The sequence below is a fragment of the Streptomyces sp. DSM 42067 genome (assembly GCF_055792885.1).
Genome location: NZ_CM147706.1, coordinates 980,617 through 995,188 on the forward strand (window position 1 = coordinate 980,617; position 14,572 = coordinate 995,188).

General features: G+C 69.9%; 11 protein-coding genes. 8 read left to right on the forward strand and 3 right to left on the reverse strand.

Annotated elements, in window-relative coordinates:
* The first annotated feature begins 144 nt into the window (after positions 1 to 144).
* On the forward strand, positions 145 to 1,680 hold the full coding sequence (locus tag ACSMXV_RS04755) for an ArnT family glycosyltransferase (RefSeq protein WP_473176446.1): 1,536 nt from the start codon (positions 145 to 147) through the stop codon (positions 1,678 to 1,680).
* 34 nt (positions 1,681 to 1,714) lie between these two features.
* Here the strand turns inward: ACSMXV_RS04755 and ACSMXV_RS04760 are convergent, their stop codons facing one another.
* Positions 1,715 to 2,458: a hypothetical protein gene (locus ACSMXV_RS04760; RefSeq protein WP_473176447.1), complete on the reverse strand. Its 744-nt coding sequence runs from the start codon at positions 2,456 to 2,458 to the stop codon at positions 1,715 to 1,717.
* A gap of 209 nt (positions 2,459 to 2,667) precedes the next feature.
* Here ACSMXV_RS04760 and ACSMXV_RS04765 point away from each other — a divergent pair, with 209 nt between their 5' ends.
* Both ACSMXV_RS04765 and ACSMXV_RS04770 read left to right on the forward strand, forming a co-directional pair.
* Positions 2,668 to 4,569, forward strand: coding sequence for an ABC transporter transmembrane domain-containing protein (locus ACSMXV_RS04765; protein WP_473176448.1), 1,902 nt, complete (start codon positions 2,668 to 2,670; stop codon positions 4,567 to 4,569).
* Complete coding sequence (locus ACSMXV_RS04770; RefSeq protein WP_473176449.1) at positions 4,566 to 6,347, forward strand: ABC transporter ATP-binding protein; 1,782 nt, start codon at positions 4,566 to 4,568, stop codon at positions 6,345 to 6,347. The genes ACSMXV_RS04765 and ACSMXV_RS04770 overlap by 4 nt, the downstream gene beginning before the upstream one ends.
* A gap of 106 nt (positions 6,348 to 6,453) precedes the next feature.
* Here ACSMXV_RS04770 and ACSMXV_RS04775 read toward each other — a convergent pair whose 3' ends face one another.
* Positions 6,454 to 7,248 (reverse strand): metal-dependent hydrolase, encoded by a 795-nt coding sequence (locus ACSMXV_RS04775; protein ID WP_181656805.1) that lies wholly within the window; start codon positions 7,246 to 7,248, stop codon positions 6,454 to 6,456.
* 145 nt (positions 7,249 to 7,393) lie between these two features.
* On the opposite strand from ACSMXV_RS04775, the gene ACSMXV_RS04780 reads away from it, so the two are divergent.
* Positions 7,394 to 9,907, forward strand: coding sequence for a DEAD/DEAH box helicase (locus ACSMXV_RS04780; RefSeq protein WP_473176450.1), 2,514 nt, complete (start codon positions 7,394 to 7,396; stop codon positions 9,905 to 9,907).
* A 62-nt stretch (positions 9,908 to 9,969) separates the two neighbouring features.
* Complete coding sequence (locus ACSMXV_RS04785) at positions 9,970 to 10,839, forward strand: acyl-CoA thioesterase (protein WP_473176451.1); 870 nt, start codon at positions 9,970 to 9,972, stop codon at positions 10,837 to 10,839.
* 142 nt (positions 10,840 to 10,981) lie between these two features.
* Here the strand turns inward: ACSMXV_RS04785 and ACSMXV_RS04790 are convergent, their stop codons facing one another.
* A complete protein-coding gene (locus tag ACSMXV_RS04790) occupies positions 10,982 to 11,869 on the reverse strand; it encodes a LysR family transcriptional regulator (protein ID WP_473176452.1) in 888 nt (295 codons plus the stop codon).
* An 83-nt stretch (positions 11,870 to 11,952) separates the two neighbouring features.
* Between ACSMXV_RS04790 and ACSMXV_RS04795 the strand changes: the two genes are divergently transcribed.
* Genes ACSMXV_RS04795 through ACSMXV_RS04805 form a run of 3 tightly spaced genes read left to right on the forward strand, consistent with a single transcriptional unit; the run spans position 11,953 to position 14,539 of the window.
* Positions 11,953 to 13,155 carry a thiolase family protein gene (locus tag ACSMXV_RS04795; RefSeq protein ID WP_473176453.1) on the forward strand — a complete coding sequence of 401 codons (1,203 nt, stop codon included), beginning with the start codon at positions 11,953 to 11,955 and terminating at the stop codon, positions 13,153 to 13,155.
* Positions 13,152 to 13,823 (forward strand): 3-oxoacid CoA-transferase subunit A, encoded by a 672-nt coding sequence (locus tag ACSMXV_RS04800; protein ID WP_473176454.1) that lies wholly within the window; start codon positions 13,152 to 13,154, stop codon positions 13,821 to 13,823. The genes ACSMXV_RS04795 and ACSMXV_RS04800 overlap by 4 nt, the downstream gene beginning before the upstream one ends.
* The gene (locus ACSMXV_RS04805; RefSeq protein ID WP_473176455.1) at positions 13,820 to 14,539 is read left to right on the forward strand and encodes a 3-oxoacid CoA-transferase subunit B; all 720 of its coding nucleotides are present in this window, start codon (positions 13,820 to 13,822) and stop codon (positions 14,537 to 14,539) included. The genes ACSMXV_RS04800 and ACSMXV_RS04805 overlap by 4 nt, the downstream gene beginning before the upstream one ends.
* Positions 14,540 to 14,572 lie beyond the last annotated feature (33 nt).

Below are 14,572 nucleotides of genomic sequence, written 5' to 3' on the forward strand. Positions count from 1 at the left end.
TTCACGCCTCAGTACGCCCTCTGTCCGGCACGGGCCTCGACCGGGCTCTGGTGGAGTCAGTACGCTCCAGCCGGGTGCTTCGACCCCATTGCGACACGTAATTGCGACACGTACGGCCGGGCCTGGGGGAAGGCGGAGCGTGCGATGGACGTGACCCAGCCAGAGGCGCCGGTCGACCGTGCGGCCAGGAGTGGGCCACGGGAACTGCCGCCCTTCGCCGCCGCACCCGTACTGGCCCTGGCCGCCGTATTCGCCGCGGTCCTGACATCGCTGTCCGGTCGGTACGGCTACCACCGCGATGAGTTGTACTTCCTTGCCGCAGGCGATCATCCGGCATGGGGATACGTGGACCAGCCGCCGCTGACGCCCCTGGTGGCGCGGGCGGCCCGGGCCGCTTTCGGTGACAGCCCGTCGGGGCTGCGCGTCGCCTCGACACTGGCCTTCGCCGTCACGGTGGTCGTGGTGGCGCTGGTGGCACGGGAGTTGGGCGGCGGCCGTCGAGCACAGGCCCTTGCCGCAGGTCTTGCGGCGCTGGGCGCTCAGCTGCTCGCCGTCGGCCACATGGTGTCGACGGCCACGTTCGACCTGCTCGCCTGGCTGGTCCTCTGCTGGCTGACACTGCGGTTGCTGCGTACCGGGGACGGCCGCTGGTGGCTCGCCGTCGGTGCGGCCACCGGGATCGGGCTGCAGAACAAATATCTTGTGGGGCTGCTCGTCGTGGTGCTCCTGGTGGCGATCGTCGCCGTGGGGCCGCGGCAGGTGCTGCGCGGTTGGTGGCCATGGGCGGGCGCTCTGGTCGCACTGGTCCTGGCGATGCCCACGGTGTGGTGGCAGGCCGCACACGACTGGCCGCAGCTCACCGTCGCCAGCGGGATCAGCACCGACGACGGCGCCGAGAACCGGACACTCTTCGTCCCCCAGCAACTCGTCTACATTTCCCCGCTGTTCGTGCCGGTATGGATCGCGGGATGGCTGCGGCTGTGGCGGGACCCGGCGCTGCGCTGGGCCCGTCCGATCGCGGTGGCCTATCCGCTGCTGTGCCTCGTCGTGCTGGTGATCGGCGGCAAGGCGTACTACACGATTCCGCTACTCATCGTCCTGCTCGCGGCCGGGTGCGAGCCGCTGCTCGGCTGGCTGCGGCGCGGCCGTCGCCGCGCCCGGCGGTGGCTGCTCGCGGCGGCGGTCGTACTGACGGCCGCCATCAACGCGATGGTCACCCTGCCCGTGCTGCCGCCGAGCGCCCTTGCCGTACCCATGGCGATGAACAAGGAGCAGGGCGAACAGATCGGCTGGCGCGCCCTGGCCGACGCCGTACGCGAGGGCTGGTCCGCCATCCCCGCCGGGGACCGCGCCGACGCCGTGATCTTCACGCAGAACTACGGCGAGGCGGGCGCGCTCGACCGCTACGGCCCCTCACGCGGACTCCCCCGCCCGTACTCGGGCCATATGAGCTACGCCGACTGGGGCCCGCCGCCCGACTCCGCCGACGGGCCGGTGCTGCTGGTCCGGCAGGCGGACAACCACGCCGTGGAACGACACTTCACGGGGTGCCGTCAGGTCGCGCGCGTCGACAACGGGCACGGCGTCGACAACGAGGAGCAGCATGCCGCGGTCGTGCTCTGCTCGGGCACGGTGAAACCGTGGTCGTCTTTGTGGCCGTCCCTGCGACACTACTACTGACGCCCGGCTCGGGACGGGCGGCCGGATCGCGGTTCTATGCCTTGAGCTCCGCCTTGTCGCCCATCACGACGACGGGGTGCTGTTCCGGGTCGAGCGTGCGCAGCAGGTACTTCATGCCCGACTTGGACAGGCTGACGCAGGCCGACGTACCGCTGCCGTGGTCCATGTGCAGCCAGATGCTGCCGCCCTTCGACTGGCCCTCGGGCCGCGTCGGGTCGCTGGGCGAGGTGCCTTTGACGCGGTTGTAGTCGATGGCTATGACGTAGTCGAAGTCGTGCCAGTGCGACTTGGCCCAGTAGTGCGGGGCCTGGAAGGAGGCGGACTCGGTGTAGGGGAGCTTTGCGCCGGGGTCCGGCAGGACGCCGCCGGCGTCGGTGAGCGTGAAGACGCCGACCGGGCTGCGCTTGTCGCCCTCGTGATGGTCGGTGGTCCAGCCCTTCTTGCCGTTGTGCGCGGGCCAGCTCCGGGTCCTGTCCCAGGTGGTGCCGTGCTTCGTGTAGAGAACGACGGTCGACTCCGCCGAGTCCTTGCCCTTCCCGTAAACCGCGACGACCTGGCTGGACTTCGCGGGTATCTGCGACTGCAGCCGGTCCCCCACGTGGGGGATGCGCTTGAGGCCGACGGCACGCGTGTCGGCGCGCTGCGCCTGTCCGGGGGTCGCGTCGTCCTTCTGTGCGCTCCCTCCGTCACCCGGGCTGCCGCATGACGTCAGAGACATGAGAAGAACACCGCAGGCCGCTCCCGCAACCGCCGTTCGTACCGCACCAGCTCCACGCATGCGCTCCATGGTCCCACCACCTGTCGCACTGTCGTGCCCCGCCCCAGCATCCGCGCTCGTATGCGGGCCGATTCTTTGCCCTGCGGCGAAAAACCGTTTGCCTCGCGGCACGGCCGGACGGGAACCTTTCACGGTTTGCTCCCGCCCCCCGCGGCACCCACCTTCCGTTTTTCTGAACCCTTCATCCCCTTTGCGAGCCCTGGGACGTCATGCAGATTCAAGACCTTCCGTTTTCCGACCCGGGCGTACCTGACGCGCGTTCGGGCCCCCGGTTCCTGCTGTGGCTCGGCCGGAACCAGCTCGGCGGGCAGCTGAAGTCACTGGCGTGGGGCCTGCTGCACTTCCTGTCCATCGCCGGACTTCCCTTCACCGTCGGTTACGCCGTGCAGGCCGTGGTCGACCGCTCCGGAACCCGGCTCGCCCTGGCGGGCGCGATGATCGGGGTGTGCGGCGTCGGCATCGCGCTCGGCGACACCATGCTGCACCGGACCGCGGTCACCAACTGGATCACCGCGGCCGCACGCGTACAGCAGCTGCTGGCCCGTAAGACCGCACAGTTGGGGTCCGCGCTCACCCGTCGCGTCGCCGCCGGCGAAGTCGTCGCCGTCTCCACCGGCGACGTCGAGAAGATCGGCTGGTTCGTCGAGGCACTGTCACGGTTCGCCGCGGCCGCCCTGACCGTCGTCCTGGTCTGTGTCGGCCTCGTCGTGTACCAGCCGGCGCTGGGCGTCGTCGTCGCGGTCGGCATGCCCGTGCTGGCCCTCGCCGTACTGCCGCTCCTGCCTCGTGCCACGCGCCGCGCCGACATTCAGCGCGAGAAGGCCGGGCGCGCCACCGAGCTGGCATCGGACACCGTCGCGGGTCTGCGCGTGCTGCGGGGCATCGGTGGCGAGGAGCTCTTCCTCGACCGCTACCGCCGGGCCTCGCAGGAAGTGCGTCACGCAGCCGTCCGCAACGCCCGCATGTGGTCGCTCATCTCGGCCATTCAGGTACTTCTGCCGGGGCTGCTGCTCATCGCGGTCGTCTGGTACGGCGTCGGCTTGGCCCGTGAGGGCCGTATCACCGTCGGCGAACTCGTCACCGTGTACAGCGCGGTCGGGCTACTGACCTATCCGCTGAGGCACTTCGAGGAGATCGCCATGGCGTACTCCTTCTCGCGCCCCTCCGCGAAGCGTGCGGCGCGTGTGCTGTCCCTGGAGCGGGTCATGCCGGAGGCCGGTTCGCTCGATGGCGAGGTGCCGTCCGGTGACCTGTACGACCCGGCGACCGGGCTGCTCGCGCCCGCCGGGCGGCTCACCGCCGTGGTGTGCGGCGACCCGGATGCCGCCGGCCGGCTCGCGCAGCGGCTCGGCGGGCACGCTCCGGTCGACACCTCGGAGGTGCCGTCGGTGCTGCTCGGCGGAGTGCCCCTGGACGAGCTGCCGCTGGACACCGCCCGTACGGCGGTGCTCGTCCAGGACAAGGATCCGGTGCTGCTTTCCGGCACCCTGCGCGAACTGCTCGACGTACCGGCGTCCGGAGCGGTCCGCGCCGAGGCGGCGCTCGCCGCCGCGCAGTGCGCGGATGTTCTGGACGCGCTGATCCAGGGGGCGCTGGACGCGGCCGACCCGATGGACGCCCGTATCACCGAACGGGGACGCTCCCTCTCGGGCGGGCAGCGCCAGCGGCTCGCCCTGGCCCGGTCCCTGATCACCGACCCCGAGGCCCTGGTCCTGGACGAGCCGACCTCCGCGGTGGACTCGCACACCGAGGCACGGATCGCGGACGGCATCAGCAAGCTGCGGGAGGGCCGCACCACGGTCGTCTTCACCTCGTCCCCGCTGCTCCTGGACCACGCCGACCGGGTCGTGCTGGTCCATGAGGACGAGGTCGCCGCCGTCGGTGTGCACCGGGAACTGCTCGTCAGCGAGCCCCGGTACCGGGCGGTGGTGACCCGGGAGACCGACGCCGAGGCCGCAGAACGGGAGAGGAAGGTCGCCGAGCGGGAGAGGGCGGACGGCCTGGACGCTGCCGGGCGGGCGCCTGACCACCCACAGGTGGACCAGAAGCCGGCGCGGCTGGACGCGCTGCACGAAATGGACGAACTGCAAGAGATCGAGGAGACGGCATGATCGGCCTGGCGCCACCGGCGTACGATCCGGCGGCCCCGACGACGGCGAACACCCTGCCGGTCGGTGCCCCCGCGACCGTACGCGCCTATGTGGGCGAGCTGCTGCGACGGCACCGCCGGGCCTTCGTGCTGCTCGTCACCGTCAACGCGATCGCCGTGATCGCGTCGATGGCCGGCCCGTATCTGCTCGGCTCGCTCGTCGAGAAGGTGGCAGACGAGGCCCGGGAGCTTCACCTGGAGCGCACCGCCGCGCTCTTCGCCGTCGCACTGGCCGTCAATGCGTTCTTCGTACGGCAGGTGCGGCTGCGCGGGGCGATGCTCGGCGAGCGGATGCTGGCCGATCTGCGTGAGGACTTCCTCGTACGGTCCGTCGGACTGCCGCCGGGGGTTCTCGAGCGCGCCGGCACCGGTGACCTGCTCTCGCGCATCACCACGGACATCGACCGGCTCGCGAACGCCATGCGGGAGGCCGTGCCGCAGCTGGCGATCGGCGTGGTCTGGGCCGGGCTGCTGCTCGGCGGCCTCGCCGTGACCGCGCCGCCGCTCGCCCCCGCCGTGCTGCTCGCGGTGCCGCTGCTGGTGGTCGGCTGCCGCTGGTACTTCAAGCGGGCCCCCTCCGCGTACCGCTCGGAGGCCGCCGGCTACGCCGCCGTGGCTGCGGCGCTCACCGAGACCGTCGACGCGGGCAACACCGTGGAGGCGCACCGGCTGGGCGCGCGCCGCGTGGCGATGTCGGACCAGCGGGTGAAGGAGTGGACCTCCTGGGAGCGGTACACGCTGTACCTGCGGTCGGTCCTCTTCCCCGTCGTCAGCATCACCCACGTGACGGTGCTCGCCTCGGTGCTCATGGTCGGCGGTGTCTTCGTCCTCCAGGGGTGGATCGGCGTGGGGCAGCTGACGACGGGCGCGCTCATCGCGCAGATGCTGGTCGATCCGGTGGGACTGATCCTGCGCTGGTACGACGAGCTGCAGGTGGCCCAGGTGTCGCTGGCCCGGCTCGTCGGCGTGCGCGACATCGAACCGGAGGCGGGCGATCCGTCCGTGGCGCCGAAGGGCCGCGACGTGCGCGCGGACCAGGTGAACTTCGGATACCGCCCGGGCGTCGACGTGCTGCGCGAGGTGTCGCTCGCAGTCGAACCCGGCACCCGCGTGGCCCTGGTCGGACCATCCGGCGCCGGCAAGTCCACACTCGGCCGGCTGCTCGCCGGGATCTACGGGCCACGCAAGGGCCAGGTCACGCTCGGCGGCGCTGAGCTGTCGCGGATGCCCGCGGAGGAGGTGCGCTCCCATGTGGCCCTGGTCAACCAGGAGCACCATGTGTTCGTCGGCTCGCTGAGGGACAACCTGCTTCTGGCCCGCACGGACGCGGAGGATGCGGAGCTGTGGGCAGCGCTCGGCGCGGTCGATGCGGACGACTGGGCGCGTGCGCTCGACGACGGCCTGGACACCGAGGTCGGCTCGGGCGGTGTGGCGCTCACCCCGGCGCAGGCGCAGCAGATCGCGCTCGCCCGGCTGGTGCTGGCCGATCCGCACACGCTGGTCCTCGACGAGGCCACGTCGCTCCTCGACCCGCGCGCGGCGCGCCACCTGGAGCGTTCGCTGGCCCGTGTCCTGGACGGCCGCACCGTGGTGGCCATCGCCCACCGGCTGCACACCGCGCATGACGCGGATGTGATCGCGGTGGTCGAGAACGGGCAGATCAGCGAGCTCGGCAGCCACGACGAGCTGGTGGCGGCGGATGGTGCGTACGCGGCGCTGTGGCGGTCCTGGCACGGGTAGCCATCCGGAGGCACGGTAGCCGTCCGGAGAACCGCAGCCCGACCCCCAGTGGCTTGGGGGTCGGGCTGCGGCCTCGTTCGGATGACTCGGATGACGCTGAGTGGCCTCAGATGACGTTGAGCGCGGCCGCGCAGCCCACCCCGCCGAGCACCATGAACGTCGGCATCAGGACCCTCAGCTCGACCCAGCTGCCCGCGCGGAACCGCATCGGTCCGGGCGGGCCCACCGGATACCAGCGCTTACGGCCTATCGGTATCGGCCACAGGATCGGGCAGCCGGAGACGGTCAGGGCGTCCCCGATGTCGTGCACCAGCGCGCCCAGCACGATCGGCAGTCCGAGCCACAGGTACTCCTGGCCGGGCGCGGTGAAGAGCCAGTCCGCACCGTTGCCGGGCTTGTCCAGGACTCCGGCGAGGATCCAGGCGCTGGTCGCCGCGAGCAGCCAGACCAGCACATCGGCGCTCGAGCCTCGCGTAGCCCGCCACAGCAGGCCCTCGATGGCGAGCACCAGGTGTACGAAGAGGATGACCAGGACCGCCCAGCGGCCTCCTGTGATCGCGAGGACCGAGGTGCCCGCGCCGATCAGTACCGCCCACAGCCAGGTGTGCGTGAGCGTGCGGTGCCCGCCGGAGCGGCGCGGGTCGCCCGGCTTCCTGGTCGACTTGTAGACGGCGTACGACAGCTTGTCGACGATCTCGCACAGCCACCGTGACAAGGGGCCGAAAGCCCGCGAAATGGTGGCCGCCTTGTGATCGAGGTCGGGGGCCAGCGCCGCGCCCGCGCAGATCAGCGCCCCGGCGAGCAGGACCGGCCAGGGCATCGTGTGCCCGGCGGCGGCCGCTGCTGCGCCCACCCCTAGCCAGGCCGCAGCCCCTGACAGTGAATGTGCCGGTCCCATCATGGCTGCATCCCGCCCCGTTCCTCTTGCGTGCACGGCGAGTTGTCCGCACACGCTGACGCTTTGTTGGCGCCACAGCGTAGCGTTTGCGATCTTCGTACGAGCGACCGATTCCCTCATCGGGCGGGAAGGCAGGCAAGATGGGGGCGTGACCCTTATCGATCAGCTGCCGCAGACCGCCGACCCCGACGCCCTCTACGAAGCCTTCGAGTCGTGGGCCGGGGAACGCGGCCTCACGCTCTATCCGCACCAGGAAGAGGCGCTGATCGAGGTCGTCTCGGGTGCGAACGTGATCGTGTCGACGCCGACCGGGTCCGGCAAGAGCATGATCGCAGCGGGCGCCCACTTCGCGGCTCTCGCGCGCGACGAGGTCACCTTCTACACGGCTCCGATCAAGGCGCTGGTGTCGGAGAAGTTCTTCGAGCTCTGCAAGCTCTTCGGCACGGAGAACGTGGGCATGCTGACCGGCGACGCCTCGGTCAACGCCGACGCGCCTGTGATCTGCTGCACGGCCGAGGTGCTCGCGTCCATAGCGCTGCGCGACGGCAAGCACGCGGACATCGGCCAGGTCGTGATGGACGAGTTCCACTTCTACGCGGAGGGCGACCGCGGCTGGGCCTGGCAGATCCCCATCCTCGAACTCCCCCAGGCGCAGTTCATCCTGATGTCGGCGACGCTCGGCGACGTCTCGATGTTCGAGAAGGACCTCACGCGCCGCACCGGCCGTCCGACCGCGGTCGTCCGCTCAGCGACCCGTCCCGTCCCGCTCTCGTACGAGTACCGGCTGACGCCCCTGACGGAGACGCTGACCGAGCTGCTCGAGACCAAGCAGGCTCCCGTCTACATCGTGCACTTCACACAGGCCCAGGCCGTGGAGCGGGCGCAGGCGCTGATGAGCATCAACATGTGCACGCGCGAGGAGAAGGACCAGATCGCCGAGCTGATCGGCAACTTCCGGTTCACCACCAAGTTCGGCCGGAACCTGTCCCGTTACGTACGGCATGGGATCGGTGTGCACCATGCGGGCATGCTGCCGAAGTACCGGCGCCTGGTGGAGAAGCTGGCGCAGGCGGGTCTGCTGAAGGTCATCTGCGGTACGGACACGCTCGGCGTCGGCGTGAACGTCCCCATCCGTACCGTTCTGTTCACCGCCCTCACCAAGTACGACGGCAACCGGGTACGGACGCTGCGGGCCCGGGAGTTCCACCAGATCGCCGGGCGTGCAGGGCGGGCCGGCTTCGACACCGCGGGCTTCGTCGTGGCCCAGGCGCCCGAGCACGTCATCGACAACGAGAAGGCGCTGGCCAAGGCGGGCGACGACGCGAAGAAGCGCCGCAAGGTGGTCCGCAAGAAGGCCCCCGAGGGGTTCGTCGCCTGGACGGAGAACACCTTCGACAAGCTGATCGCGTCCGAGCCTGAGCCGCTGACCTCCCGCTTCCGGGTCACGCACACGATGCTGCTGTCGGTGATCGCCCGGCCTGGCAACGCCTTCGAGGCGATGCGGCGTCTACTGGAGGACAACCACGAGCCGCGCAGGCAGCAGCTCAGGCACATCCGCCGCGCCATCGCGATCTACCGCTCGCTGCTGGACGGCGGCATCGTGGAGAAGCTCGACCAGCCCGACGCCGAGGGCCGGATCGTGCGTCTGACCGTGGATCTGCAGCAGGACTTCGCGCTCAACCAGCCCCTGTCCACCTTCGCGCTGGCGGCGTTCGAACTCCTCGACCCGGAATCCCCCTCCTACGCTCTCGACATGGTGTCCGTCGTCGAGTCGACGCTCGACGACCCGCGGCAGATCCTCGCGGCGCAGCAGAACAAGGCGCGTGGCGAGGCCGTGGCCGCGATGAAGGCGGACGGTGTCGAGTACGAGGAGCGCATGGAGCGGCTCCAGGACGTCTCGTACCCGAAGCCGCTGGAGGAGCTGCTCTTCCAGGCGTACAACACCTACCGCAAGAGCCATCCGTGGGTCGGCGACCATCCGCTGTCCCCGAAGTCCGTGATCCGCGACATGTTCGAACGGGCGCTGTCCTTCACGGAGTTCGTCTCCCTCTACGAGCTCGCGCGCACGGAGGGCATCGTGCTGCGCTACCTCGCCAGCGCCTACAAGACCCTCGACCACACCATCCCGGACGATCTGAAGTCCGAGGACCTCCAGGATCTGATCGCCTGGCTGGGCGAGATGGTCCGCCAGGTCGACTCCAGCCTCCTCGACGAGTGGGAACAGCTCGCCAACCCCGAGGAGGTCACGGCCGAGGAGGCCCAGGAGAAGGCCGACCAGGTCAAGCCGGTCACCGCCAACGCGCGTGCGTTCCGCGTGCTCGTGCGCAACGCCATGTTCCGCCGGGTCGAGCTCGCCGCCCTCGACGACGTCGAGGAACTGGGCGAGCTGGACGGGGAGTCGGGCTGGGACGCGGACGCCTGGGGCGAGGCCATGGACAAGTACTGGGACGAGTACGACGACCTCGGCACCGGTCCCGACGCTCGCGGTCCCAAGCTGCTGATGATCGAGCAGGAACCGGAGAACAGGTTGTGGCGCGTGCGCCAGGCCTTCGCCGACCCGAACGGCGACCACGACTGGGGCATCAGCGCGGAGATCGACCTTGCGGCCTCGGACGCGGAGGGCCGCGCCGTGGTCCGTGTCACGGACGTCGGCCAGCTGTAGGTCCGGTTCCAGCCCGGAGTGGCGAGTGCACCTCCGAATGTGAGCACAGGAGAGATCACCACATGACGAACCCAGCGGAGCGGCTCGTCGATCTGCTCGACCTGGAGCAGATCGAGGTCAACATATTCCGCGGCCTCAGCCCGCAGGAGTCGCTGCAGCGCGTCTTCGGCGGCCAGGTCGCCGGCCAGGCCCTGGTCGCGGCGGGCCGCACCACGGACGGCGAGCGCCCGGTGCACTCGCTGCACGCGTACTTCCTGCGCCCGGGCCGCCCCGGCGTGCCGATCGTGTACGAGGTCGAACGGGTCCGTGACGGGCGTTCCTTCACCACTCGTCGGGTCACCGCCGTGCAGCAGGGCCGCACGATCTTCAATCTGACCGCCTCCTTCCACAAGCCCGAGGAGGGAAGCTTCGAGCACCAGCTGCCGCCGGCCCGCAAGGTTCCCGACCCGGAGTCGCTGCCGCTGCTCGCCGACGAGATCCGCAGCCATCTGGGCACGCTGCCGGAGACACTGGAGCGCATGGCCAGGCGGCAGCCCTTCGACATCCGCTACGTGGACCGGCTGCGCTGGACCCCCGACGAGGTCGAGCAGGCCGAACCCCGCAGCGCCGTGTGGATGCGCGCGGTCGGCCCGCTGGGCGACGACCCGCTCGTCCACACCTGCGCGCTCACGTATGCGAGCGACATGACGCTTCTCGATGCCGTCCGTCTCCCTGTGGAGCCGCTGTGGGGTCACCGTGGTTTCGACATGGCGTCGCTGGATCACGCGATGTGGTTCCACCGCCCGTTCCGCGCGGACGACTGGCTGTTGTACGACCAGGAGTCGCCGATCGCGGTGGGCGGGCGTGGGCTGGCACGCGGCCGGATTTACGACCGCGAGGGGCGACTGGTCGTGTCCGTTGTGCAGGAGGGGTTGTTCAGGAAGCTGGGCTGACCTGGTCTTTTTTGCCGATGCCGCTCCGGCCCGGGTCACGCCTTCCGGTGCGGCGCGGGCCAGTCACAGCGAGGTTCCTCGCAAATCTGACGGGCCAGCGCGTGTGCGCAGGAATCGTAGATGAACCGAGTCGCGGCACTGCTCAGTGCCTCACGCAGGCCTCGATGAGCGCTGCGACCTGTTCCGTCGCTGCTGAATTCCGGCCTGCTCGGCGTGCCAGTCCCAGGTCGACGGTTTCGGTCTCGCTGAGCGGCAGGTAGGTCACGCCGTCGACGCGGAGACTCTGTACCGACTCCGGGACCAAGGCGACGCCGTGACCTGCGGCGACGAACACGACCAGAGTCGCGGTCTCACCGACCTCGACCAGAGCGGAGGGTTCGAAGCCGGCACGGGCGCACGCTGCGAGGACCCGGCCGTGCATGGAGGAACGTTCACGGGACGGATGGACGACGATCGGCTCGTCGGCGAGTGCCGCGAGGGGGATCTCGCGGCGGCCCGCCAGCGGATGTCCGGTGGGCAGGACGGCCACCAGGCGTTCGGACCGGAGGGTGGTGACGTCGATGGCGGCGTCCACCGGAGGGTCGGTTCGCACCAGGGCAAGGTCGTAGGTGCCTTGGAGCAGGCCTTCGACCAGTTCGGGGTTCAGCAGCTCACCGCGCAGTTCCAGGGACACGCCCGGCAGCTGCGCCCGTACCGTACGGGCGACCTGCGGCAGAACATCGTATGTGGCGGTTCCTACGAAGCCGATGGACACGCGTCCGGCCCGGCCGGTGGCGAGCAGTGCCATCTGGTCCTCCGCTCGCTCCACCTCGGCCAGGATCGACCGGGCATAAGGGACCAGATGACGGCCGGCCTCGGTGAGCTCCACCCGCCGCGTGGACCGGGTGAAGAGCGTCGTCCCGAGCTCTCGCTCCAGCTGCTTGAGCTGTTGGGAGAGGGCCGACTGGGCCACGTGCAGGCGCTGGGCGGCGCGGCCGAAGTGGCATTCCTCGACGAGAGCCAGGAAGTAGCGGACATGCCGGAGCTCCATGACCTCAGCTTATCTGGCTCCCTGATCAATCAAGCTGAACTGAATATTGGACGAGATCAATAGCGGAACCTACGTTGAGTCCCATGGTTGCCAGTTTCGTTTACACCGCAGTGAGAACGCCCTTCGGGCGGTTCGGTGGAGCGCTCGCCGAGGTCCGGCCCGACGACCTCGCCGCCGTCGCCCTCTCAGGAGCCCTGGCCAAGGCGCCGTCGCTCGACCCCGCCCTGATCGACGACGTGGTCTGGGGCAACGCCAACGGCGCGGGCGAGGACAACCGGAACGTCGGCCGGATGGCAGTCCTTCTGGCGGGTCTGCCGACGTCGGTGCCGGCCACGACCGTCAACCGGCTCTGCGGCTCCTCGCTCGACGCGGCGATCATCGGCTCGCGTGCCGTCGAGAGCGGTGACGCCGAGATCGTCCTCACCGGCGGGGTGGAGTCGATGACGCGTGCGCCGTGGGTCCTGCCGAAGCCGTCACGCGCCTTCCCCGCCGGCAACGTGACCGCCGTGTCGACCACCCTGGGGTGGCGACTGGTCAACGAGCGCATGCCCAAGGAGTGGACGGTTTCCCTGGGCGAGGCGAACGAGCAGCTGGCCGAGCGGTTCGCCATCACCCGGGAACGGCAGGACGAGTTCGCCGCCCGCTCGCACAACCTCGCGGACGATGCGTGGAACTCGGGTTTCTACGACGACCTGGTGGTTCCCGTCGTGCTGGAAGGCGAGGTCCGTCTCTCCCGCGACGAGGGCATCAGGCCCGGATCGACGCCGCAGAAGCTGGCCGGCCTCAAGCCGGCGTTCCGCCCCGACGGCGTCATCACAGCCGGCAACGCCTCGCCACTGAACGACGGTGCGTCTGCCGTGCTCATCGGCTCCGAGGAGGCGTCGTCGCGCATCGGCCTCGCGCCGCTGGCTCGCATAGCAGGCCGCGGGGTGTCGGCACTGGAGCCGCAGATGTTCGGGTTCGCGCCGGTCGAGGCGGCCGAGCGGGCCCTGCGACGAGCAGGGATCTCCTGGTCGGACGTGTCGGCAGTAGAACTCAACGAAGCCTTCGCTGTTCAGTCGTTGGCCTGCGTGGACGCCTGGAAGATCGATCCGGCCATCGTGAACACCAAGGGTGGTGCGATCGCGATCGGCCATCCGCTCGGCGCCTCCGGCGGCCGGATCCTCGGCACCCTCGCCGCGCGGCTGCACGAGTCGGGGGAGTGGTGGGGCGTGGCCGCGATCTGCATCGGTGTCGGCCAGGCCCTGGCCGTCGTCCTGGAGAACGTTACGGAGCAGGCACGATGACTGTTCAGGTGTGTACGGATGCCGATGAGGCCGTGGCCGGGGTCAGGGACGGCTCGACAGTGCTGGTCGGAGGGTTCGGCATGGCCGGCATGCCGGTCGAGTTGATCGACGCGCTCATCCGGCAGGGTGCCGGCGATCTGACCGTGGTGTCGAACAACGCCGGCAACGGCGACACCGGGCTGGCCGCTCTGCTGGCCAAGGGGCGGGTGCGCAGGATCGTGTGCTCCTTCCCCCGCCAGTCCGACTCCTGGGTCTTCGACCGGCTCTACAGCGAGGGACGGATCGAGCTCGAGGTCGTGCCACAGGGCACCCTCGCCGAACGGATGCGCGCGGCCGGCGCCGGCATCGGTGCGTTCTTCTCGCCCACGGGCGTCGGCACGCTCCTTGCCGAGGGGAAGGAGACCCGCGAGATAGAAGGCCGCACCTACGTCCTGGAGCACCCCATCAAGGGCGACGTGGCGTTGATCGGCGCCCACAGGGCCGACCGGATGGGCAACCTCGTCTACCGCAAGACCGCCCGCAACTTCGGACCGGTCATGGCCACCGCCGCGACCACGGTCGTGGCACAGGTCCGCGAAATCGTCGAGATCGGCGCGATCGATCCGGAGGCCGTCGTGACGCCGAGCATCTACGTCGACCGCATCGTGCAGGCGGGGGTGGCCGCATGAACGCGACTACCTCACTCGTGGAGAACACCGACCGGGGGCCGCTGGGCAAGGACGAGATAGCCGCCATGGTGGCTCGCGACATCCCGCACGGCTCCTACGTCAACCTGGGGATCGGCCAGCCGACGCTGGTCGCCGATCACCTCCCCGAGGGATCGGGGGTGGTGCTGCACACCGAGAACGGCATGCTCAACATGGGTCCCGCAGCCACGCCCGGTCACGTGGATCCCGATCTCACCAACGCGGGGAAGATCCCGGTCACCGAGCTACCAGGAGCGGCCTACTTCCATCACGCCGACTCCTTCGCGATGATGCGCGGCGGCCACCTCGACATCTGCGTGCTCGGCGCCTTCCAGGTCTCCGCTGCCGGCGACCTGGCCAACTGGCACACCGGCGCGCGCGACGCGATCCCTGCCGTCGGGGGTGCGATGGACCTCGCGATCGGCGCCAAGAAGGTGTTCGTCATGATGACCCTCTTCGCCAAGGACGGCTCGCCCAAACTGGTGCAGGAGTGCAGTTACCCGCTGACCGGACTGGGCTGCGTCGACCGTGTCTACACCGACCTTGCGACATTCCGTGTCGGCCCCGAGGGCGCCACCGTGCTCGAAACCTTCGGTATCACCTATGCCGACCTCGCGGCGCGCCTTGACGTACCCCTCACACCGGCGAACGGAACCAGCACTCTGCCGCCCGACGCCGGAGCCGGCCGATCTGCTTGATCGGATTTCGGCGAGCTCGAGGCGGTAGCGGGG

Coding starts and splice junctions, on each gene's coding strand:
- ACSMXV_RS04805 (WP_473176455.1), top strand. CDS start 13,820: ATGAACGCGACTACCTCACTCGTGGAGAACACCGACCGGGGGCCGCTG.
- ACSMXV_RS04760 (WP_473176447.1), bottom strand. CDS start 2,458: ATGCGTGGAGCTGGTGCGGTACGAACGGCGGTTGCGGGAGCGGCCTGC.
- ACSMXV_RS04775 (WP_181656805.1), bottom strand. CDS start 7,248: ATGATGGGACCGGCACATTCACTGTCAGGGGCTGCGGCCTGGCTAGGG.
- ACSMXV_RS04790 (WP_473176452.1), bottom strand. CDS start 11,869: ATGGAGCTCCGGCATGTCCGCTACTTCCTGGCTCTCGTCGAGGAATGC.
- ACSMXV_RS04770 (WP_473176449.1), top strand. CDS start 4,566: ATGATCGGCCTGGCGCCACCGGCGTACGATCCGGCGGCCCCGACGACG.
- ACSMXV_RS04785 (WP_473176451.1), top strand. CDS start 9,970: ATGACGAACCCAGCGGAGCGGCTCGTCGATCTGCTCGACCTGGAGCAG.
- ACSMXV_RS04800 (WP_473176454.1), top strand. CDS start 13,152: ATGACTGTTCAGGTGTGTACGGATGCCGATGAGGCCGTGGCCGGGGTC.
- ACSMXV_RS04755 (WP_473176446.1), top strand. CDS start 145: ATGGACGTGACCCAGCCAGAGGCGCCGGTCGACCGTGCGGCCAGGAGT.
- ACSMXV_RS04765 (WP_473176448.1), top strand. CDS start 2,668: ATGCAGATTCAAGACCTTCCGTTTTCCGACCCGGGCGTACCTGACGCG.
- ACSMXV_RS04795 (WP_473176453.1), top strand. CDS start 11,953: ATGGTTGCCAGTTTCGTTTACACCGCAGTGAGAACGCCCTTCGGGCGG.